At 67.9% G+C, this 21,698-nt stretch carries 20 protein-coding genes and 1 pseudogene; 14 read left to right on the forward strand and 7 right to left on the reverse strand.

Annotated features, from left to right (window positions below; translation table 11 throughout):
* Positions 1 to 19 precede the first annotated feature (19 nt).
* Positions 20 to 1,282: pseudogene (locus AC1DKN_RS19690) on the reverse strand (MFS transporter); the annotation flags it as partial.
* A 79-nt stretch (positions 1,283 to 1,361) separates the two neighbouring features.
* On the opposite strand from AC1DKN_RS19690, the gene AC1DKN_RS19695 reads away from it, so the two are divergent.
* The 7 genes from AC1DKN_RS19695 (at position 1,362) to proC (ending at position 9,792) form a co-directional block, all read left to right on the forward strand.
* Complete coding sequence (locus AC1DKN_RS19695; RefSeq protein WP_476855533.1) at positions 1,362 to 2,063, forward strand: ArsR/SmtB family transcription factor; 702 nt, start codon at positions 1,362 to 1,364, stop codon at positions 2,061 to 2,063.
* A 236-nt stretch (positions 2,064 to 2,299) separates the two neighbouring features.
* Entirely contained in the window at positions 2,300 to 5,038 is a 2,739-nt protein-coding gene (topA, locus tag AC1DKN_RS19700; RefSeq protein WP_476859270.1) for a type I DNA topoisomerase, read from the forward strand.
* Positions 5,039 to 5,153: 115 nt separating this feature from the next.
* A complete protein-coding gene (locus AC1DKN_RS19705; RefSeq protein ID WP_028277718.1) occupies positions 5,154 to 5,597 on the forward strand; it encodes an SseB family protein in 444 nt (147 codons plus the stop codon).
* A 92-nt stretch (positions 5,598 to 5,689) separates the two neighbouring features.
* Positions 5,690 to 6,694, forward strand: coding sequence for a Ppx/GppA family phosphatase (locus AC1DKN_RS19710; RefSeq protein ID WP_476872260.1), 1,005 nt, complete (start codon positions 5,690 to 5,692; stop codon positions 6,692 to 6,694).
* A 114-nt stretch (positions 6,695 to 6,808) separates the two neighbouring features.
* Positions 6,809 to 7,150 (forward strand): YciI family protein, encoded by a 342-nt coding sequence (locus AC1DKN_RS19715; RefSeq protein ID WP_476872261.1) that lies wholly within the window; start codon positions 6,809 to 6,811, stop codon positions 7,148 to 7,150.
* A 21-nt stretch (positions 7,151 to 7,171) separates the two neighbouring features.
* Positions 7,172 to 8,470, forward strand: coding sequence for an RNA polymerase sigma factor (locus AC1DKN_RS19720; protein ID WP_476872262.1), 1,299 nt, complete (start codon positions 7,172 to 7,174; stop codon positions 8,468 to 8,470).
* A 488-nt stretch (positions 8,471 to 8,958) separates the two neighbouring features.
* Positions 8,959 to 9,792: a pyrroline-5-carboxylate reductase gene (gene proC, locus AC1DKN_RS19725; protein WP_476850224.1), complete on the forward strand. Its 834-nt coding sequence runs from the start codon at positions 8,959 to 8,961 to the stop codon at positions 9,790 to 9,792.
* 113 nt (positions 9,793 to 9,905) lie between these two features.
* Here proC and AC1DKN_RS19730 read toward each other — a convergent pair whose 3' ends face one another.
* Positions 9,906 to 10,544, reverse strand: a complete 639-nt coding sequence (locus AC1DKN_RS19730) for a potassium channel family protein (RefSeq protein WP_374208249.1) — start codon at positions 10,542 to 10,544, stop codon at positions 9,906 to 9,908.
* Between the two features lie 40 nt (positions 10,545 to 10,584).
* Positions 10,585 to 12,015: a TrkH family potassium uptake protein gene (locus AC1DKN_RS19735; RefSeq protein ID WP_223913623.1), complete on the reverse strand. Its 1,431-nt coding sequence runs from the start codon at positions 12,013 to 12,015 to the stop codon at positions 10,585 to 10,587.
* Between the two features lie 118 nt (positions 12,016 to 12,133).
* On the opposite strand from AC1DKN_RS19735, the gene AC1DKN_RS19740 reads away from it, so the two are divergent.
* Positions 12,134 to 13,357, forward strand: coding sequence for an acetoin utilization protein AcuC (locus tag AC1DKN_RS19740; RefSeq protein WP_476855537.1), 1,224 nt, complete (start codon positions 12,134 to 12,136; stop codon positions 13,355 to 13,357).
* A gap of 81 nt (positions 13,358 to 13,438) precedes the next feature.
* Positions 13,439 to 14,002 carry an ArsR/SmtB family transcription factor gene (locus AC1DKN_RS19745; RefSeq protein ID WP_476872269.1) on the forward strand — a complete coding sequence of 188 codons (564 nt, stop codon included), beginning with the start codon at positions 13,439 to 13,441 and terminating at the stop codon, positions 14,000 to 14,002.
* A 103-nt stretch (positions 14,003 to 14,105) separates the two neighbouring features.
* Here AC1DKN_RS19745 and AC1DKN_RS19750 read toward each other — a convergent pair whose 3' ends face one another.
* Positions 14,106 to 15,452 carry an alpha-hydroxy acid oxidase gene (locus AC1DKN_RS19750; RefSeq protein ID WP_476872263.1) on the reverse strand — a complete coding sequence of 449 codons (1,347 nt, stop codon included), beginning with the start codon at positions 15,450 to 15,452 and terminating at the stop codon, positions 14,106 to 14,108.
* 396 nt (positions 15,453 to 15,848) lie between these two features.
* On the opposite strand from AC1DKN_RS19750, the gene AC1DKN_RS19755 reads away from it, so the two are divergent.
* From AC1DKN_RS19755 to AC1DKN_RS19765, 3 genes are all read left to right on the forward strand, one after another.
* Positions 15,849 to 16,964: a 3-deoxy-7-phosphoheptulonate synthase gene (locus AC1DKN_RS19755; protein WP_476872264.1), complete on the forward strand. Its 1,116-nt coding sequence runs from the start codon at positions 15,849 to 15,851 to the stop codon at positions 16,962 to 16,964.
* A gap of 199 nt (positions 16,965 to 17,163) precedes the next feature.
* Positions 17,164 to 17,385 (forward strand): helix-turn-helix domain-containing protein, encoded by a 222-nt coding sequence (locus tag AC1DKN_RS19760; protein WP_018775046.1) that lies wholly within the window; start codon positions 17,164 to 17,166, stop codon positions 17,383 to 17,385.
* 205 nt (positions 17,386 to 17,590) lie between these two features.
* Positions 17,591 to 17,689, forward strand: coding sequence for a 30S ribosomal protein bS22 (locus AC1DKN_RS19765; protein ID WP_003792170.1), 99 nt, complete (start codon positions 17,591 to 17,593; stop codon positions 17,687 to 17,689).
* A 226-nt stretch (positions 17,690 to 17,915) separates the two neighbouring features.
* Here the strand turns inward: AC1DKN_RS19765 and AC1DKN_RS19770 are convergent, their stop codons facing one another.
* The gene (locus tag AC1DKN_RS19770; protein ID WP_476872265.1) at positions 17,916 to 18,734 is read right to left on the reverse strand and encodes an HAD family hydrolase; all 819 of its coding nucleotides are present in this window, start codon (positions 18,732 to 18,734) and stop codon (positions 17,916 to 17,918) included.
* Between the two features lie 131 nt (positions 18,735 to 18,865).
* Here AC1DKN_RS19770 and AC1DKN_RS19775 point away from each other — a divergent pair, with 131 nt between their 5' ends.
* Together AC1DKN_RS19775 and AC1DKN_RS19780 are read left to right on the forward strand one after the other, a co-directional pair.
* A complete protein-coding gene (locus tag AC1DKN_RS19775; protein ID WP_476872266.1) occupies positions 18,866 to 19,138 on the forward strand; it encodes a glutaredoxin family protein in 273 nt (90 codons plus the stop codon).
* Between the two features lie 74 nt (positions 19,139 to 19,212).
* A complete protein-coding gene (locus AC1DKN_RS19780) occupies positions 19,213 to 19,908 on the forward strand; it encodes a redox-sensing transcriptional repressor Rex (RefSeq protein ID WP_079555510.1) in 696 nt (231 codons plus the stop codon).
* A gap of 65 nt (positions 19,909 to 19,973) precedes the next feature.
* Here the strand turns inward: AC1DKN_RS19780 and AC1DKN_RS19785 are convergent, their stop codons facing one another.
* Both AC1DKN_RS19785 and AC1DKN_RS19790 read right to left on the reverse strand, forming a co-directional pair.
* Positions 19,974 to 20,822 carry a Yip1 family protein gene (locus AC1DKN_RS19785; RefSeq protein WP_476872267.1) on the reverse strand — a complete coding sequence of 283 codons (849 nt, stop codon included), beginning with the start codon at positions 20,820 to 20,822 and terminating at the stop codon, positions 19,974 to 19,976.
* A gap of 212 nt (positions 20,823 to 21,034) precedes the next feature.
* Positions 21,035 to 21,698 (reverse strand): hypothetical protein (locus tag AC1DKN_RS19790; RefSeq protein WP_476872268.1); only part of this gene is annotated, 664 nt, incomplete at its 5' end.

Raw genomic sequence — 21,698 nt, forward strand, 5'->3', positions numbered from 1 at the left:
CTGGAGTGTTGGCGGCGGAGTCCTCCCGGCCGAACCGCGGCAGGACGTACGCCGTGAGGGCGAGGGCCACCAGGGCCCCGACGGCGCCGGTGAGCACGAAGCTGACGCGGACCGGCACCAGGGCGCCCAGGAGACCGCCCAGGGCCAGCGCGCCAATGGAGACGGCACGCGTCATCCCGCCGACAATCGCCATCGCCTGGCCGCGCCCGCTTTCCGGAATCCGCAGGATCGCGATGGCCCCGAAACAGGCGTTCAGGACGCCGCAGGCCACTCCCGTCCCTGTGTAGGCCGCAAAAAGCAGTTCCACGCTCGGGACCATCCCGGTGAGGACCAGGCACGCCGAGGCTCCGGTCATGGCGGCCAGCAGCACGCGCAGGCGGACCCGCGGCGTCCTGATCCTGCCGGCCATCGCGGCCCCGGCCGCCATGCCGAGGCCGAAGGCTGCGGACAGGAGGCCGTACTGGATTTCGGTGGCGCCAAGCTCGTTGCGGGCCAGGAACACCTCGAGCACGTTGGTGGCTTCGCCGACGACGATGAAGAACATCGCCCCCAGGACCAGGGCCCAGACCAGGCTGTCCCGGCGGATCAGGCGCAGCCCGTCCAGCAGCGCGGGCTTCGCCTGGCCGGCACGTTCGGCCGCCGTGCCGCGCCGGGTCCGGATCAGCAGCGCGCCCAGCCCCATAGCGACGTAGCAGCCGCTGGCCACGGTGAACACCAGCCCGGTCCCGCCCCAGCCGCTGAGCAGGCCGCCCGCGGCGGGTCCTGCCATCCCCGCGATCATGATGGTCGCCTGCATGGTCCCCATGGCCCGGGGGGTGCGGTCCTCTCCGACGATCCGCGGCAGCAGGGCCTGCCAGGTGGGGCTGGCCACGGACTGGGCCGCGTCGAGCAGGAACGTCATGGCAAACAGCACGGGCAGATAGTTCTCCAGGTACTGCATGCCAAGCCCCATGCCGGCGACGGCGGCGGCGCTGACCGCCGAACTCGCCGTCGCCAGCGTGCGCGAATCCATGGTGTCGGCGAGCCGGCCGGCCCACGGGGCCAGGAGGACCAGCGGCAGCGCTGAGCACAGCAGGTACGCGGCCACGAGCCAGGGCCCGGCGACAGGAGTTTCGCCGGCGGCGGCCGCGTTCTGCAGATGCAGCATCACGCTGACGACGACGGCGCCCATCCCCGCCGTCGCCACGAACCGGGCGGTGCCGGCAATCAGGAAGTCGCGGTTGCGCCACAGGGGCGGCACGCCGGCTGCGGATGCCGGCAATTTATGAAGTGTATGTTTCATAAAAAGGAACCTAGTCCGGCGGCAAAACAAATGTCAAGCATTTCTTTCATAGTTTGGCGGGGCTGGATACACTGGAGGAGTGAACGCAGAAACCCCGACGGCGGAGTCAATGGCTCCGCCGGCCACCAGGCGCCGGCACCGTCCGGAGAAGCAAGTGGAAATCACCGACCCGAAGGCGATCCGTGCCTTGGCCCACGCCGCCCGGCTGGAGGTCATTTCCGAGCTGTATTCCACGCAGGTGAGCCGGACGGCCACCGAGCTTGCCGCGCAGACCGGGCTGACTCCCAGTGCCATGAGCTACCACCTGCGGGCACTGCAGAAGTGGGGCATCGTGATTCCCGCCGCCACCGCGGGGGATGCCCGGGAGCGGCGCTGGCAGGCCGCCGGTACAGATTTCACCATCCACTCGCTGGGGGGAGTGGCCAGCCCCGAGCTCGCCGTCCTGGACCTCGAGCTCGACGCCTACCGCCGCCGGGTCCGTGCCTACGCCACGGCCCGCAACGCCCGGCGCGAGAGCGGCGACACCGCCGACGGGCCGTCCTCGGTAGTACTGGCCAGCAATCTGCTGTACCTGACGCCGGACCAGCGGGCCGAACTGACGCGGCGGATCTTCGACCTGCTGCGGGACTACGAACTGGAGGATCCGGACCACCTGCCCGAAGGTGCCGAACGCATGGCCACGATGTGGTCGATGATTCCGGACGACCGCGGCCCGGCGGCCGCCGCAAAACCCGCCGCCGCAAAACCCGCCCCCGTCAAGCCCGCCGCCGGCAAGGGCTGAGCCGCCGCCGGGGAGGGCTGAGCCCGCCGCCGGGAAGGCCTGAACCGGTCGCGGGCACGGCGCTGAACCGCATCCGGAGTGCGCTCAGGGGCCGGCCGGCACGTGGCCCTATTGCGGCCGGAAGCCGCGTCCGCCGGGCCGTCATTTCCGGCCGGATGCGCGGGATTCTGCAAAATATGGTGAACTAGGCGGGTATGGGCGCATCTGCCCGAGCCACCTTTTTCTGTAGGAGCACCGTGCCAAGCAAGGCCAAAACCGGCAAGAAACTCGTGATTGTGGAGTCTCCCGCCAAGAGCAAGACCATCGCCAAGTACCTCGGCGAAGGCTTCATTGTGGAGGCCTCCATCGGTCACATCCGCGACCTCCCGCAGCCCTCGGAGCTCCCCGCGGAACTGAAGAAGACCCCGCTGGGCAAGTTCGCCGTCGACATCGACAACGACTTCAAGCCTTACTACGTGGTGTCCTCGGACAAGAAGAAGAAGGTCGCCGAGCTCAAGGCGCAGCTCAAAGACGCCGACGCTCTCTATCTCGCAACCGATGGGGACCGCGAGGGCGAGGCCATCGCGTGGCACCTGCTCGAAGTGCTCAAGCCCAAGGTTCCCGTCTACCGGATGACCTTCGGTGAAATCACCAAGGAAGCCATCCACCGCGCCATGGACAACCTGCGCGATGTCGACCAGGACCTGGTGGACGCCCAGGAGACCCGGCGCGTCCTGGACCGGCTCTACGGCTATGAGATCTCCCCGGTGCTGTGGCGCAAGGTGGCCCGTGGCCTCTCCGCCGGCCGCGTGCAGTCCGTTGTCACCCGCATGGTGGTGGACCGCGAACGCGAGCGGATGGCCTTCAAGGCCGCCTCCTACTGGGACCTCACCGGCCAGTTCGGCGCCGGTTCCGGCTCCTTCAAAGCCAAACTCGCCGCCGTCGACGGCGCCAAGGTCGCCAGCGGCCGGGACTTCAACGACAACGGCGAGCTCACCTCCCGCAACGCCGTCCACCTCAACGAAGAACTCGCCACCTCGCTCGCGGCGGGGCTGCAGGACGCCGACTTCCGCGTCCGCTCCGTCGACACCAAGCCGTACACCCGCCGCCCGGCGGCGCCGTTCACCACCTCCACCCTGCAGCAGGAGGCCGGCCGCAAGCTGCGCTTCTCCTCGAAGAGCACGATGCAGGTGGCCCAGCGGCTCTACGAAAACGGCTACATCACCTATATGCGTACGGACTCGTCCGCGCTGAGCAACGAGGCCGTCACGGCCGCCCGGCGCCAGGCCTCCGAGCTGTACGGCCCCGAGTACGTGCCGCAGTCGCCGCGGGTCTACAGCGGCAAGGCAGCGAACGCGCAGGAAGCCCACGAGGCCATCCGTCCCGCCGGCGACTCCTTCCGCACCCCAGCCCAGGTGGCCCAGCAGCTCTCCGGCGACGAATTCCGCCTCTATGAGCTCATCTGGAAGCGCACGGTCGCCTCGCAGATGGCTGATGCCAAGGGCTCCACCGCCACGATCCGTCTCGGCGCCGTCACCGTTGGTGACCCGGCCGACCGCCGCGACGCCGAGTTCTCGGCGTCGGGCACCGTCATCACCTTCCCCGGCTTCCTCGCCGCCTACGAAGAAGGCAAGGACGAAAGCCGCGGCGACGACGAGTCCGAGGAAGCACGCCGGCTGCCCAACGTGGCCAAGGACGACGCGCTCACTGCCAGCGACATTGTCGCCGTCGGCCACGAAACCTCGCCGCCGCCGCGCTACACCGAAGCCTCGCTGACTGCGGAGCTGGAAAAGAAGGGCATCGGCCGCCCGTCGACCTATGCCTCCACCATCTCTACGATCCAGGACCGCGGCTACGTCCGGAAGCAGGGCTCCGCGCTGGTCCCGAGCTGGATCGCGTTCTCCGTGATCCGGCTCCTCGAACAGCACTTCCACGACTACGTGGACTACGAGTTCACGGCCGACATGGAAGCGGACCTGGACAAGATCGCCAACGGCCAGGCGGCCGGACCCGCGTGGCTCAAGCACTTCTACTTCGGTGAGGACTCCGAGCCCGGCCTGCTGAGCATCGTGAACAACCTCGGCGAGATCGATGCCCGCGAGATCAACTCCATCCCCATCACGGACGCGATCACCCTCCGGGTCGGCAAGTTCGGCCCGTACCTGGAAAGCTCCACCGCGACGGTGGATCCCGAGACCGGCGAAGTGGTTGAGGCGGCCCGCGCCAACGTCCCCGAGGACCTGGCCCCGGACGAGCTCACGGCCGCCAAAGCCGTTGAACTCATGGAGACCGCTGCCCCGGAGGAGCGCGTCCTCGGCGCGGACCCGCACACCGGGCACACGATCGTGGCCAAGAATGGCCGCTACGGCGCCTACGTCACCGAGATCATCCCGGAGATGACCGAGGAACAGCTGGCCAACCAGCCCGTTGAGTACTACAAGAACGGCAAGCCCAAGCCGCCGAAGAAGCCCGTCAAGGCCAAGCCGCGCACCGGGTCCCTGTTCGCGTCCATGAGCGTGGACACCATCACGCTGGACGAGGCGCTGCAGCTCATGAGCCTGCCCCGCGTGCTTGGCCAGGACGCCGACGGCAACCCGATCACGGTGCAGAACGGCCGGTTCGGCCCGTACCTGAAGAAGGGCACGGACTCCCGCTCCATCGGCTCCGAAGAGGAGATCTTCACGATCACGCTTGAGGCGGCGCTGGAGATCTACTCGCAGCCCAAGCAGCGCGGCGCCCGTGCCGCCGTGCCGCCGCTGGCCGAATTCGGACCGGACCCGGTCTCGGAGAAGAACATCGTGGTGAAGGAAGGCCGGTTCGGCCCGTACATCACCGACGGCATCACCAACATCACCGTGCCGCGCACCACCTCGATCGAGGAGCTGACCCGGGAACGCGCCGTCGAACTCCTCGCGGAGAAGCGGGCCAAGGGCCCGGTCAAGCGCACGACGACGGCCCGCAAGGCGCCCGCACGGAAGGCCCCGGCCAAGAAGTAGGCAGCACGCCGAAATCGCCGGAAACCTGCCGATTCGCCGGAAAATACCGGCGAATCCGCAGGTTTCCGGCGATTTCGCGTTTGCGGACCGGCCGTGGACGTGATCGAGTAGGAATATGACTGAACAGCCCGCACACCTGGACAACCAGCCGCTGAACGAACTCGAGGAGCAGCTCGCCCGGGGGGAGCAGCCGGACGCCAACCCGGTGGACGTGATCCTGGCCTTCCTCAACAACGAGGTCTATGTGGTCAGCTCCGACGCCCTCGAGGGCCCCGATTCGCAGGTGGAGCCGCTGGTCCTCGCCAACTCCTCCGGCAAGCCCGTTCTGGCCGTTTTCTCGCACCCGAGCCGCGTCACCGAGCAGTATCTCGCCGCCGCCCCGAACGTGCTGGGCACGCAGGGCGCCGCGATCATCGGTAACCTCGGCGCCGAGCTCGGCATGGTGATCAACCCCGGCGCCGCCTACGGTTTTGAAATCGACCCGGAGGGCGTGGCCAACATCCGCCGCGACTTCAAGCCGACGGACGAGCCCGCTGACGGCACTGCCGACCCGGCTTAGGCCCGTAATCGGCCAGACTGCGACGGCGGTATTCTTCGCGAATACCGCCGTCGCAGCTAGGCCGGCCGCTCCGTGGGGGGAATAATGGCAGCATGCGTCTAGGCGTCCTCGACATCGGGTCCAACACTGTCCATCTCCTGCTGGTCGACGCCCATCCCGGCGCCCGCCCGGTCCCCTACGCCTCGCATAAGCGGCGGCTGTCGCTCGTGCAGTACCTCGACGACGACGGCAACATCGACGACGACGGGCAGCATGAACTGGTCGAGTTCGTCCTCGAGGCGTGGGAATTCGCGGCCAAGCACAAAGCCGACGACCTCCTCGCGTTCTGCACCTCGGCCATCCGCGAGGCCACCAACGGCGCTGACGTCCTGGCCCGCGTCAAACATGAAACCACCGTCACCCTCCGGGAGCTCACGGGCAGCGAAGAGGCGTCCATGACCTTCTTCGCCGTCCGGCGCTGGTACGGCTGGGGTGCCGGGCCCATCCTGAACCTGGACATCGGCGGCGGCTCCTTCGAGATGGCCCTCGGACAGGACGAGCTGCCCGAGCTGGCGATGTCCGTTCCGCTCGGCGCCAGCCGGCTGACGCGCGACTGGCTGCCCGAGAACCCGCCCTCGGCCAAGAGCATCAAGGAGCTGCGCCGCTACATCCGCTCCACGCTCAAACCCGCGGTGCGCAAATTCGAGAAGCTGGGCCCGCCCAACCTCGTCGCGGGCACATCCAAAACTTTCCGGTCCCTCGCCAGGATTGCCGGGGCCGCCCCCAGCGGCGCCGGGCCCTACGTCAAGCGGGAGCTGCTGGCCCTCGACCTCGGGCTCTGGGCGCAGCGGATCTCGGCCATGGAGATAGAGGACAGGCTCCACCTGCCCGGCGTCTCCGAGGCCCGCGCGCCGCAGGTCCTCGCCGGCGCCCTCGTCGCGGAAGCGGCACTGGAAATGTTCAAGTTCGACAGCATGGTGACCTGCCCGTGGGCCCTGCGTGAAGGACTCATCCTCCGCCGCCTGGACCAGCTGGTGTTTGAGGGGCCGATCGATCCCCCGCCGCATGTGGCAGAGCAACCGCCGGCGCGGCTTCAGTCGCCGGAAAAGGCTCTCTGAGACGGCTTGGGCCAGCGGCGGGTGTCGAGACTGTGTCGATCCGGAGCGTCCTCGATCGTGTAAGTGCTGAGAGGCCGGCACGGCGCCGGCCGATTCGACAAGGAGGCACCCGAAATGACGCAGTACCTGCTCAGCATTTACCAGCCGGACGGCCCTGCCCCGGACCCTGAGTTCCTCGAACCCATCATGCGTGACCTGGCGGCCCTGAACCATGAAATGCAGGCGGCGGGGGCCTGGGTGTTCGCCGCGGGTCTCCACCCGGCGGAGTCCGCGACAGTCCTGCGGCCCAACGGTGGCGAGATCCTGGTGACCGACGGGCCGTTCACCGAAGGCAAGGAGCACCTCGGCGGATTCACCGTGATCGAGGCCGAGGATCTGGACGCGGCCCTTGGCTGGGCAAGGAAGCTGGCCGGCGCCAGCACACTTCCCGTCGAAGTCCGTCCGTTCCAGCACTAGCCGCCGGTCGGGGGTGCTGGTGTGGGTGAGCGCCGTGGACATGAGGCAGCGACCGAGGCGGACATCGCCCGGGTGTTCCGGCGCGAGTACGGCCGCGCCGTAGCCGTTCTGACGCGGACGTTCGGGAACATCGATATTGCCGAGGACGCCGTCCAGGATGCTTTTGCCGCGGCGGTCCAGCACTGGCCCTCGGCCGGTATCCCGCCCAGCCCGGCTGGCTGGATCATCACGACGGCACGGCACCGGGCGATTGACCGGCTGCGGCGGGAAGCCTCACGCGAGGACAAGCACGCACAGGCGGCCCTGCTCGCGGCGGCGCGGTCCGGGGCCGGACCCGCGCCGGCCGCCGAAGAGCAGTTCCTGGCGGAACAGTCAGGGGAGGACGTGGACGACGATACTTTGCGGCTGATTTTCACGTGCTGCCATCCTGCCCTGGCCGGGTCCGCCCAGGTGGCGCTGACGCTGCGGCTTCTGGGTGGATTGACGACGGCGGAAATCGCCAGGGCCTTCCTGGTCCCGGAAGCGACCATGGCGCAGCGGCTGGTCCGGGCCAAAGCGAAAATCCGGGATGCCAAGGTCCCATACCGGGTCCCGCAGGGCGCCGACCTGCCCGAACGGCTGCAATCGGTGCTGGCGGTGGTCTACCTCATCTTCAACGAGGGCTACACCGCGGGCCCCGCCGACGGCCCGGAACGTACGGAGCTCTGCACGGAAGCCATCCGGCTCGGCAGGCTGTTGGCGTCGCTGATGCCGGACGAACCGGAAGCGGCGGGACTGCTGGCGCTGATGCTGCTCATCGAGTCTCGCCGCGCCGCGCGATTCACGCCCGACGGGGGACTGGTGCTGCTCGCGGCCCAGGACCGGGGGCACTGGGACAGCGCCCTGGCCGCCGAAGGCCGTGAGCTGGTGCGCCGGTGCCTGCGCCGGAACCAGCCGGGACCGTATCAGCTCCAGGCGGCGATCAACGCCGTCCACAGCGACGCCGCGGCCGCCGGGGACACCGACTGGGCGCAGATCCTGCAGTTGTATGACCAGCTTCTGGCCGTCGCGCCGGGTCCTGTCGTGGCGCTGAACCGCGCCGTGGCCCTGGCAGAGCTCCACGGGCCCGTTGCCGGGCTGGCGGCGGTCGAGGGCCTGGGACTGGACACCTACTACCTCTTCCACGCCGTCCGCGCCGACTTCCTGGTGCGTCTGCGCCGCTATCCGGAGGCCGCCGAAGGCTACAGGCGGGCGCTGGCGCTTGCCGGCAGCGCCGCGGAACGCCGGTTCCTGGAAGGCAAGCTCCGCAGCCCGGTGTTCGGCGGGGCCGCAGACGGTTAGAAAGCAGACGGCTGGAAACCTGGGCCGGGCCGCGCCCCGTGTCGGGCCCGTTCGCGCCGGTTAAAAGAGTAGGGCCGGGCGATCTGGAGCAGGACTTGGGGGAACTCTGCTGCAAATCGCCCGGCGCACCGCCGGTTCCGGGGGAACCGGCTATCATCACTCGCACCTGTTGAGGCACTTTCCAAGGTAATAGCCGATCATGGGTGCGCAGCGAGTTTTCCCTGTGTGTTCGCTGGCAATCCGACGGCGTCCCCGGGATGGTGGCCGGCTCCGCCGCGGGGGCTTTAAACGGCAAAGGCACCGGCGGCCCGCTGCGGGAAAATGGGAAAACCCGCTGCAACCACCGGTGCCGCGCAGGCATCCGCATGCCTGCTGCATCACTCGCACCCTCAATGAGGTAGTTACAACGTTAGGTTCCAAAGTTGTGCGCTGACTGCGCTGAAGGTGGGAGCTGGCTGGGAATCACGTCAGACTGCAATGATGGGGACATGAGCAACCGAATCGCATTCCTGGGCTGTGGGTCAATGAACGAGGCAATTATGGCGGGGCTGATCGACGGCGGCGTCGACCCGGGCGACATTGTCGCAACCGTCCGCCGGGCCGGGCGCGCGGCCGAGCTGGCCCAGCGCCACCCCGGGATCACCGCCATCGCGGGCGAAGAAGAGCCGGACAACAATAAACAGGCCGCCACCGGCTCCGCCGTCGTGATCCTAGGCGTCAAACCCGTGGGGATCGCGGACCTGGCCCGGGAAATCAGCGGGTCCCTTTCACCGGGCACGATCGTCATCAGCGTTGCGGCCGCCGTGTCACTGGAGCAGCTGGAGGCGGCGCTGCCGGCCGGCCAGCCCGTCATCCGCACGATGCCGAACACGCCGGCGAAGCTGGGCCGCGGCGTGGTCTCCGTCTCGCCCGGGACCAGCTGCTCCGCCGGGCAGCTCCAGCGCGCCAAGGACATCCTCGCCGCCGCCGGCACGGTCGTGGAGATCCCGGAAGAGCAGGTGGACGCCCTCTCCGCGATCAGCGGCTCGGGCCCGGCCTACGCCTTCTACCTGGCGGAGGCCATGGCCGAGGCCGGGGCACGACTGGGCCTGGACCCGGAGCTGTCGCTGTTGTTGGCCCGCGAGACCGTCGCCGGGGCGGGCTTCATGCTGGCTGAGCCCGGCGCGGATCCTGCCGCATTGCGCAAGGCGGTCACGAGCCCGAACGGCACCACGGAACGGGCCATCGCCACCTTTGACGAGCGCGGACTGCCGGCCATCATTGCCGACGGCGCCCGCGCGGCGGCTGAGCGCGCCGCAGAAATCACCCGACAGCTCGCCTGAGCCGGCCCGGGCGGGCCCCGGAGCCGCAGCCCTGGAGCCGCAGGCCTGGAGCCGCAGCCCTGGAGCCGCAGGCTCCGGTTGCGGCCTAGGGGCGGGCAGGCTCCGGTTGCGGCCTAGGGGCGGGCAGCGAACCGTTCGAGCAGGTCCACGTGGCCCGAAACGATGAGCATGTCCCGCGAGGAAACCTTGGTTTCCGGCCGCGCGTAGGTGAAGTCCTCGCCCGGGGACTTCACGCCCACAATCGTGACGCCGTACTTGGACCGGACTTTGGACTCATCGAGGGTGAAGCCCACGGTCTCGCGCGGCGGGTACATCTTGACGATCGCGAAGTCGTCGTCAAACTCGATGAAGTCCAGCATGCGCCCGGAGACCAGGTGCGCGGCGCGGACACCGGCGTCGGCCTCCGGGTAGATGACGTGGTTGGCGCCGATGCGGGTGAGGATCTTGCCGTGCGAGGGCGTGATCGCCTTGACCCAGAGGTGTTCGATTCCCAGGTCCACGAGGTTCACCGTGATCAGCACGGAGGATTCGATCGAGGTGCCCACGCCCACGACGGCGGAACTGAATTCCTGGGCGCCGAGCTGGCGGAGGGCATCGATGTTGGTGGCGTCGGCTTCCACCACGTGCGTCAGGACGCTCGCCCACTTCTGGACGAGGGCGCGGTCGCGTTCAATGGCCAGGACCTCCCGGCCCTGCTTGACCAGCTGTTCTGCGGTGGATGCACCAAAACGGCCCAGCCCGATCACCAGCACGGGGGCGTTGTGGGCGGGGCGGTTGACGGCGCCTGAGGAACTAGCCAATGATCGGTCTCTCTTCCGGGTAGTGGTACAGCTGGCTGCGCTGGCGCAGGGCCAGGCCGGCGGCAAGGGTGACCGTCCCGACGCGCCCGGCGAACATGAGCAAAGCGAGGACGTAGACCCCCTCCGGCGGCAACTCTGCACTGAGGTTGGTGCTGAGGCCCACGGTGGCGAAGGCGGAAATGGTTTCAAACAGGACCCGGTCCAGGGATGCATGGCTGATATGCAGGAGCAGGAGGGCCGAGACCGAGACGAGGGTGGCGCCGGCGACGATCACCGAGATGGCCACGCGCATGGTGCCCTCGGGGATGGTGCGGCCGTAGATCTTCACGTCCGCGTCGCCGCGGGCCTCGGCGGTGATCGCCAGGAACATTACGGCGATGGTGGTGACCTTGATGCCGCCGGCCGTGGATGCGGAACCTCCGCCGGCGAACATGAGGGCATCGGAGAGCAACATGGTGGTGGACTCCATGTGGTTCTGGTCCACGAGGTTGAAGCCGCCGGAGCGCAACATGACTGAGGCAAAGAGCGCATGCGTGATCTTGTCGCCGAGGTCCATGTCCCCGATGGTGCGCAGGTTGTCCCACTCCAGGAAGCCCCAGAGGACCGTGCCGGCGGCCAGGAGAATGAAGGACACCTGGATGGTCAGCTTGGTGTGGAGGTTCCATTTCTTCCACCGGAGCCCGTTCTGGTGCAGCACCATGACCACCGGGAAGCCCAGGCTGCCCAGGAATACCCCGAGCATCAATGGGACGAGGATCCAGAGATCGGTTTCGTACGGCACGATTCCGTCCGAATGCGGCGTGAATCCGGCGTTGTTGAACGATGAAATGGCATAGAAGACCCCGTGCCAGACGGCCTGCGGGAAGCCCTCCCCGAGGACCAGGAAACGGGGGATCAGGGTCACGGCCAGGGCGGCCTCGATCACCACGGAGGTCACAATCACGATCCGGAGCAGCGTACCGACTTCGCCAAGCCGGCCGGCATTCATGGCCTCCTGGGCGATCAGCTTGCCGCGGACACCGAGTCTCTTGCTGACCATGAGCGCCAGCAGCGACGCGAGGGTCAAGGTGCCCAGGCCGCCCACGAAAATGCCGACCAGGATTACGAGCTGGCCGAAGAAGGACCAGTGCACAGCGGTGGAGACCACGGTCAGTCCCGTGACGCAGACAGCGGACGCCGCGGTGAAGAACGCCTGATGCAGTGGTGTGACTTGTCCCGTCGCGGAAGCCATGGGCAGCGAGAGCAAAGCGGTGAAGACCAGAATCACGACGCCGAACGCCGAGAGCGCCAGGCGGGCGGGTGAGCTGTTCGCGATGCTGTCAATGAAGTCGCGCAGGCGTGTGAAGATCCACAGGCCTTCCCGCTCCGGCATGCCTGGCTGCCAGCTGGCCGGGCTCGTGGACCTCGACTGGCTTTGCGTCATGTTCTTCCTCGGTTGAAACTTCTTCCCCAAGTAGTAAACCACTAAACACCGGGTAATGGCCGGGGGAACGCCCGTGCGCGCGCGGGAAGCCGGGGACGGCTCGGGTAGCCTGTGATTGATGACATTCCTGCCCGGACTCGCTCAGACCGCGCTGCCAACGACGGTGGTGTGGGCCCCAGCCATGACTGCCTACAACTTTGGCCACTCCCACCCGATGGCGCCGGAGCGCATGGAGCTCACAGCGAAGCTGGCCGGCAGCCTTGGACTGCTGGATCTGGACCACGTCACGGTAGCGGCTCCGGACGTCGCCACCGACGCGGAGCTGGGCGCGGTCCACAGCCCGGAGTTTGTGGCTGCCGTGCGGCGCGTGAGCGCAAACCCGGACACGTCCGACCACGCCAGGGGTCTCGGAACCGAGGATGACCCCGCCTTTGCCGGCATGCACGAAGCCAGTGCCCGGCTGGCCGGCGGCTCCCTGCTGGCGGCCGCAGCTGTCCTGGACGGCAGCGCCGTGCGGGCCGTGAACTTCGGCGGCGGGATGCACCACGCCTCCCGGGACCGCGCGAGCGGTTTTTGCATCTACAACGACGCCGCCCTCGCGGTCCAGCGGCTGCTCGACGGCGGCGTCCGGCGGGTGGCCTACGTCGACGTCGATGCGCACCACGGCGACGGCACGCAAAGCATCTTCTGGGACGATCCGCGCGTCCTGACCATTTCGCTGCACGAATCCGGACTGACCCTCTTCCCGGGCACCGGGTTTGCCAACGAGATCGGCGGACCGAATGCGCAGGGCAGCGCCGTGAACGTCGCCCTCCCGGCCGGCACCGTCGACGCCGGGTGGCTGCGGGCCTTCCACGCCGTCGTGCCCCAGCTCATTGGCGCGTTCGAACCGGAAGTGATCGTCAGCCAGCACGGCTGCGACTCGCACCGGCTTGACCCGCTCACCCACCTGAACATCAGCGTGGACGGCCAGCGCGAGGCCGCCACGGCGATAGGAAACCTCGCCGCACGCTACTGCGAGAACCGGTGGATTTCCACCGGGGGCGGCGGCTACAACGTGGTCAGCGTGGTGCCGAGGTCCTGGAGCCACCTCATAGCCATCGCCGCCGGCCGCCCGGTGCCGCTGCGCACCCCGGTTCCGGAGGATTGGCGCAACTACGTCAAAGACAAATATGGCGCCAGGTTCGGCGTGGAGCCCCCCGAGACGATGGGCGACGACGTGGACCTCTGGTGGCGGTCCTGGGAAGTGGGTTTTGACCCCAACGACGAGGTGGACCGCACCATCATGGCCACCCGCAAGGAAGTGTTTCCCCTGCACGGACTGGACCCCTGGTTCGACTGAATCCGGGCCGGGCTTGGGGGCTTGCACCAAACCAACAATTCGTGGATGCCATCTGGCGTATATGTCGCTAGTGTGGAGGGCATGGTGACAGACGACGTATTTGCCGTCATTGCTGAGGCAACCAGGCGTGACATTCTGATAGCCCTCCGCAAGGGGGACAAAGCGGTGGGGGAACTGGTCCAGGAGCTTGAAGCAAGCCAGCCCACCATTTCCAAACATCTCAAAGTCCTCCGGGAAGCGGACCTGGTGAGCATGCGCGCCCAGGGCCAGAAGCGGTATTACACGCTCAACCCCAAGCCGCTCACCGGGATCGCGACCTGGCTGCAGGCGTTCGACGTCGGCCCCGCCACGACAGCGGCCGCGGCCGCCGCCCTCCACCCCGAAGCCGGCCCCGCAGCCGTCCCGGAAGGCCTGGCCGCCGCCGCTGTTCCGCAACCAGCCGTCCCACAACCGGTCGCCGCGCAACCCGCCGCAGCACTGGCGGGCCGCCCTGCCGGCAGCCCGCTGAGCCCCGCCGTCGTCATCCCGGTGGGAACGGCGGGGGAAGACAAGATGCCCCAGCAGATCGGGCGGACCGTGGGGCGGGCCGCCACCAGGGCCGCCGATCTCCTGGCCAACCTGCCCAAATTCGGCCGCAAGAAGTAGGCTTTCCTGCCCCGCGTATGCCGCCCTGGGTATGCGCGCGGCCATCCGCTCCGCCCAAAGGCACCTGGCCGATCTTTCGGGCGCCAGGGGCTTGTCAGAGGTGCTAGGTGCGGAGGATCCGCACGTGCTCGGGGGTGAGGTCCGCGACCCGGCTGACGCCCAGCAGGGCCATGGTGCGTTCCATGTCCTTCTCCAGGATTTGGAGGGCACGGTCCACACCGGCCCGACCGCCGGCCATGAGCCCGTACAGGTAGGCACGGCCGATCAGCGTGAAGTCGGCGCCCAGGGCGAGGGCGGCGATGATGTCCGCGCCGTTCATGATGCCGGTGTCCAGGATGATCGCTGCGTCGCTGTGGTCGGCCTTTAGTGCCGCGGAGACCTCGGGGAGCAGGTGGAACGGGATCGGTGCCCGGTCCAGCTGGCGGCCGCCGTGGTTGGAGAGCACAATCCCGTCCGCGCCATGGTCCACCACCTTGCGGGCGTCGTCGACCGTCTGGATGCCCTTGACCACGAGCTTGCCCTTCCACGTCTCGCGCAGCCAGTCGAGGTCGGCAAAGGTCAGGGTGGGATCGAACATGGAGTTGATGAGGTCCGCGACCGTGCCCGTGTAGCGGGACAGCGACGCGAAGGTCAGCGGCTCGTGGGTGAGGAAGTTGAACCACCACGCGGGCCGGTAGGACGCATCCAGGACGGTCTTGAGTGTCAGGGCGGGCGGGATGGTCATGCCGTTGCGGACGTCGCGGAGCCTGGCGCCGGCGACGGCGGTGTCCACCGTGACCATGAGGGTGTCGTTGCCCGCCGCGGCGGCACGCTGGATCAGTTCCAGCGAACGCTCCCGGTCCGTCCACAGGTACAGCTGGAACCAGTTGCGGCCCGTGGGTGCGGCGGCGGCCACGTCCTCCAGGGACGCCGTGCCCATGGTGGAGAGGGTGTACGGAATGCCGGCGGCTGCGGCGGCCTGGGAACCGGCGTATTCGCCCTCGGACTGCATCATCCGGGTGAAGCCGGTGGGCGCGATCCCCACCGGGAGCCGGGACGGCCCGCCCAGGATGACGGTGCTGAGGTCGATGCTGGAGACGTCCCGCAGGACCCCGGGCCGGAATTCGATGTCCAGGAACGCCTGGCGGGCGCGGCGGAGGGAGATTTCGGCCTCGGCGGCGCCGTCCGTGTAGTCGAAGGGCGCCTGGGGTGTGCGGCGCTTGGCCATGTCCCTCAGGTCCCAGATGGTGCTGGCACGGCGCAGCCTGGCGGCCCGGCTGAATTCCGGCTTCTTGAACTGCATCAGGGGAGCAAGGTCGGCGTACTTGGGCACGCGGCGCTTCAACGCGGCAGGGAGCCCGCCGGCGGCCGCGGCTGTGTGGTGCCCGGATGCGGAGACCGCAGGGCCAGGGGCCGTGGCCGCGGGAGTGGTCGGAGCCTCGGGGTTGCCGGGCGGGACGGTGTGCGTCATGGCTGCCTCCATTTGCGGATCGGATGCTGTGCTGGGTTTCCTCACACTCTAGGTGGTGCCGGTGTGCGTCGAGATGTCATTTCGCGGCAGTGCCGGCGAACACCGCCGCGACGTGCCTGCCCGGCGACCACGGACCTGGTCCTGGCCGCCCGGAACTGGCCGCCGCGGATTGTTACGTCCGGCGTTTGCTCCGGCCGCGGCTCCGGGGCTATGGTCAACGCTATGACTAACCGTTGGTATGCGTATTTTTCGTTGGCTCTGGAGGGGCCCGCGTCTAACTGACACGCATCCAACTTTCCTTCAGAGCCAACAGGGCAGAGATTATTCTCTGCCCTTCGCCATATCTTCGGCGGGTTCTGACCAGGGCCCGCTCCGCACCCGGAACAGGACCCGAATATGAGCATCGAAGCAGCCACCGGCCCCCAACACTCCACCTCGAACCTGCGCGTCAGCGAGTTCACCCCGCTGCCCACCCCGCAGGACCTCATGGCGGAACTGCCCCTGGAGGCCCGCCTGGCCGAGGTGGTCGGGCGGGGCCGGGACGAGGTCCGGGCAATCATGGACGGTGTGGACGACAGGCTGCTCGTCATCGTGGGCCCCTGCTCCATCCACGACCCCAAGGCGGGCCTGGAATACGCCCGCCGGCTGGTCAGCCAGGCAGAGAAGCACCGCGAAGACCTGCTGATCGTCATGCGCACCTACTTCGAGAAGCCGCGCACCACGGTGGGCTGGAAGGGCCTGATCAACGACCCCCGGCTGGACGGCAGCCACGACATCGCCGCGGGCCTGCGCGCGGCCCGGTCCTTCCTGCGCCAGGTCACCGCCCTCGGCGTGCCCACCGCCACCGAGTTCCTTGAGCCAATCAGCCCCCAGTACGTCGCGGACCTGGTCGCCTGGGGCGCGATCGGCGCCCGCACCACGGAGAGCCAGATCCACCGCCAGCTGGCCTCCGGGCTGTCGATGCCGATCGGCTTCAAGAACGGGACCGACGGCGATCTCCAGGTGGCGCTGGACGCGTGCAGCGCCGCCGCTGCCGCCCAGGCGTTCCTCGGGATCGACGACGACGGCCGGGCGGCGCTTGTGGCTACCGCCGGCAACCCGGACACCCACGTCATCCTCCGCGGCGGGCGCAAGGGCCCCAACTACTCAGCCGCCGATGTTGAAGCGGCCTCAGCGAAACTCGCCGCGAAGCAGCTCAACCCCCGTCTGATCGTCGACGCCAGCCACGCCAACAGCGGCAAAAACCACCACCGCCAGGCCGAGGTCGCCCTCGAAATCGGTGCGCAGCTGGAAAATGCCGGAGCCGCCGCCGGGGCCATCGCCGGCGTCATGCTCGAGAGCTTCCTGGTGGGCGGGGCCCAGAACCTTGATGTCAACGCCGTTACCGGCTCCGGACGGGACGGGCTGGTCTACGGCCAGAGCGTCACTGATGCCTGCATGGACTGGGACGTGACGGCGTCGGTACTGGGCCAGCTGGCCGCCTCGGCCCGCACGCGGCGGACCCGTGCCTGAGGGAGGAGCAGGAGAAGGAGCGTGCCGCGGGATTTTCGAGATTCCTGCGGAAATCGTGTGGGTATTCCTGAGGAAGTCTTTCACTTTGGCACCATGAGCAACTAGTGTTGCTAACACATGGTTGTTTGATGGCTCAGCATCGGCACACCGCCATGTCAACAGGTGGGGCTGCCGTTCGCTTGAGCAAAGGAATAGGGAAATGTCTACGGAGGCCAACTTCTCCAAGGCCCGTTTTTTGACCGTGGCCGAAGTCGCGGAACTTATGCGGGTATCGAAAATGACTGTGTACCGTCTTGTGCATTCGGGGGAGATGCCGGCCGTGCGGTTCGGCCGCTCCTACCGCGTGCCGGAAAACGCCGTCGAGCAGTACCTCAAGGGTGCCGTCGTCGACCGGAATGACGGCCACGCCGGAACTGGCTGATCAGTCAGCGGCAACAATCACAGCGTGAATCGACTGCTTTGGGTCCCGCACGGGGCCCGCGGTCGTGGGGTGCCTCGCAGAGGCGGTACCCTGTTAAGGAACGTTTTACGTCATTGTAAGAACCTGTCAGTTGTTTCAGTCTGCTGCTTAGCCCGCGGACCCTTCCCAACAGGCAGGTACTGCATCTAGCCGGTAAGGAACTTTCGTGGGTTCAGTTATTAAGAAGCGTCGCAAGCGTATGGCCAAGAAGAAGCACCGCAAGCTGCTTCGCAAGACGCGCCACCAGCGTCGCAATAAGAAGTAGCAATACTTCGAAATGCATGAAATGCCCGTTGCCTTCCAGGCGACGGGCATTTTTCTTGCCTTCGGCGGTTGATTTGCGGTGGGGCGAACCGGGGCGGGCCGGGGAGACGCCGAGGAGGTGGCGCGTAAATTTCGCACCGGATTCGGACGCGGGCTGCGGAATCAGAGGACGGCGGCCCTGATCCGCGCCGCGCCTGTCCGAATCCGCAGCGGAAGCCGCGGGCGGCCTAGCGGCTGGGGCCGCGGAAGCGGGAGAACCCCCGCCACAGGCCGTAGATGGCCCCTCCGACCGTCGCGGCCTTGAAGCCCAGAGTGGCGGCGCGCCGGCCGGCACGGAAGTCGTAGACCGGCCAGTTGTGCTCGCGGGCGTAGCGGCGCAGCTTGGCGTCGGGATTGATGGCAACGGGGTGCCCCACCATGCTCAGCAACGGGATGTCGTTGTGGGAATCGCTGTACGCCCAGCAGCGGCTCAGGTCCAGGCCCTGCTCCTCGGCAATTTGCTGGACTGCGACCGCTTTGGCCGGTCCATGGAGGATCTCGCCCACAAGCCGTCCCGTGTACGAGCCGTCCATGATCTCGCCCACTGTGCCCAGCGCCCCGGTCAGGCCCAGCCGGGCGGCAATGACAGTGGCCACCTCGATCGGCGTCGCCGTGACGAGCCATACCTTGCGCCCGACCCGGAGATGCTGCTCGGCCAAGGCCTTTGCCCCCGGCCAGATCCGCGACTCAATCATCTCGTCGTAGACCTCTTCGCCCAACGCCTCGATGTCCTTGGCCGTGATGCCGGCGGCCAGCGTCAGGGCGGAATCGCGGACTGCATGGACGTCATCCATGTTTTCGCCGCGCAGCACGAACATGAACTGCTTCCAGGCGAACCCGGCAGCCTGCGGCAGGGTGAAGGCGCCACGCTGGTAAAGCTTGCGGGCGACATGGAAAAGGCTTGCGCCCTTCATGAGGGTGTTGTCGACGTCGAAAAATGCGGCCTCGCCGTGCTGCGTCGATGCAGCAGGCTCATTGGCCACAATGACGTATTTCTCCTCGGGCATGCCACGAGTCTAGTCAATGACGGGCCCCCGGCCGCCCGCGGGACGCGCGACGCGACGGCAGGACGGCCCCAAACCCGGGCGGACTGCTCCGCGCGTCGACGCCGAAGTGGCCGCCGGGCTACGGTGGATGCATGGCCAAACCCGCACACTTACCTGATGTAGTTCTGATCACCAAGGCCGACTGTCACCTGTGCACCGAGGCGCGTGCCGCCGTCGGCCGGGTCACCGCTGCGCTCGGACTAGATTGGTCGGAAAAATCGGTGGACGACGACGCCGGGCTGCGGGAACGCTTCGCCGAGGAGATCCCGGTGGTGCTGGTCGACGGCGTCCAGCGGGATTTCTGGAAGATCGACGAGGCCCGCCTGACCCGGACCCTGCAACGGATCCTCGACCAGCCCTCCTGACGGCGGGGTGCTTTGTTGCGTGATGCGCGGGGGCTCTAGAGTGGGAAGCACAACGCGACGCAATGGAGCAGATAGTGACTTCGCTGGATTCATCTCCCGGGCCTGTCCCCGGGGGAGCCGGGACTGCGGCCAAACAGATTCCGCCCGCGGCCGTGGCCCGGCTGACCATCTATCTGCGCGCCCTGACCACGCTGCTGGCTGACGGGGTGGACCGGGTCTCGTCCGAGTCGCTGGCCGAGGCCTCCGGAGTCAGTTCCTCGACGCTGCGCAAGGACCTCTCCTATGTCGGCTCCTACGGAACCCGGGGTGTCGGTTATGAGGTCCAGTACCTCAACCGCAACATCGCCGCTGCCCTCGGGCTGACGCACGACTGGAAAGTCGCGATCGTCGGTGCGGGCAACCTCGGCAAGGCCCTGGCCCGGTACGGCGGATTCGAGTCTCGAGGCTTTGACATTGTGGCGATTTTCGACGCCGACCAGATGGTGGTGGGCAGTGAAGTCGGGTGGCTGCGGGTCAGCGACGCCGCCGACCTTGAGCCGGTACTGCAGCGTACCGGTGCCAACATGGTGGTCCTCGCCTTGCCCGCGGCGGTGGCCCAGGACGTCTGCGACCGGGTGATAGCCGCCGGCGTGCGGAGCATCCTCAGCTTCGCGCCGGTGATGCTGCAGGTCCCCCCGGGAGTCAACCTCCGCAAGGTGGACATGGCAACGGAACTGCAGATTCTGGCCTACCACGCACAGAGGGCGCAGGACCCGGAAGACGCCGACTAAGATCGGCCAGCCCTCCGGTTCCCGCGCCCGCTGAGTGGTACCCCGCTGGGTGGTTCCTGGCGAAGCTACTTCCCGAAGGGGGCTCCGGGCTGTCCATAGGGGTTGGCAAAGGGCTGCCGCTTCTGGAAATACGGCGCTGCCGCGGGCAGGTAAAGCAGCACGATAGCCGCAATGCCCACGAGTGCCGCCAGGGTGGCGAGGCTGAGCGGGATGATGTTGAAGACCGACAACGCGGCGAACACGGTGCCCAGGATGCGGGCCCAGTTCTTGCCCTTGCGGACATTGAATGCCACGAGGGCGTACAGCCCGGCGCTGATGGCGGCAAACACCACGATCGTGCCGATCAGGACACCCTTGATGGATTCGAAGTCGACGCTCGTGCCGCTCGCTGCCATCTGCTGCTCGAACATGTCCCTGACGGCAGGGGTGTCCAGGGTTCCCAGGGATACCAGCATGGAGATGACCCACAAGGCTCCGGCTGCGATGATCAGCCAGAACGACGTATGGACCAACTGGGGAACCGCGCCCGGAGCCTGCGGCTGTTGGGACGGGTACTGGGCGTAGGGGGACTGGCCGTACGGCGACTGGGGGGCGTTCTGGCCGTAAGCGGGGGGTGTCTGCTGGCCGTACTGCGGTGCCTGCGGGGCGTTCTGGCCGTAGGCGGGGGGTGTCTGCTGGCCGTACTGCGGTGCCTGGGGGGCGTTCTGGCCGTAAGCGGGGGGTGTCTGCTGGCCGTACTGCGGTGCCTGGGGGGCGTTCTGGCCGTAGGCGGGGGGTGTCTGCTCGCCGTACTGCGGTGTCTGCGGTGCCTGCGGGGCGTTCTGGCCGTACTGCGGTGCCTGCGGCGCCGGAGTGGATTCCCCGCCCGGCTCGGAGCCGTTGCGAGGCGGGGGCTGGACTGGGGGATTGCTCATGAAGCGGTCCTTTGCGTGTCGATCGAATCGGCCACCGGGATCAGAGATCCTGCCCTGCCCCCAGCATGGTTTAGCTCAACCGTACCGCGGCCCGGCCGCCGTGTGGATCATTCCGGAGAGGTATTCTCAAGCCTCTTTCGATGGCCGGCGCGTGGCGGCGGGGGAGCCCTGGCGCTGCCACGAATCCGCGGGTGCCCTGTGCGGCGGCAGGCCTAGATTCGGCCCCGGTTGGCGGCAAACCAGGCCTGTGCATTCGGCAGCCACATGAGCACGGTCGCCACGAGGCTGATGAGGAAGCCCGGCAGGCCTCCGCCCGCCCGGCCGTCGGCGATGCCGGAACTGATGAGTGTCAGCACCAGGGAGATGCCGGCAAGGATGGTGAGGGCGAAGCGGGCCCATTCCCGGCCTTCCTTCATCTTCATGGCAAGGATGATCTGAGCGGTTGCCAGTGCGAGCGCCACGATCACGAGCAGCAGCACCAGGAGCCCGATCGCCGGCGCGAAGGCGACCAGGACGAAGGACCCGAACAACCCGATGACTCCACCGAGGAGGCCCAGGAGCCCGCCGATCAGCCAGATCCAGTAGGAGACCTTCAGCTCGGTGGGCATTGCAGCGACCTTGAACATGCCGGAGAGCCCGCCGGCAGGCAGTGCATCGCCGAAGTTCCTGGGGCGGTCGGTGGGCATCTCGAAGCGGAATCCGCCGGCCGACGCCGGCTGGCCCTGGTACCCGGGAGGCGGTGCCTGGTACCCGGGAGGCGGTGCCTGGTACCCGGGAGGCGGTGCCTGGTACCCGGGAGGCGGTGCCTGGTACCCGGGAGGCGGTGCCTGGTACCCGGGAGGCGGTGCCTGGTACCCSGGAGGCGGTGCCTGGTAC

This window comes from Arthrobacter sp. 01N444 (genome assembly GCF_056399305.1).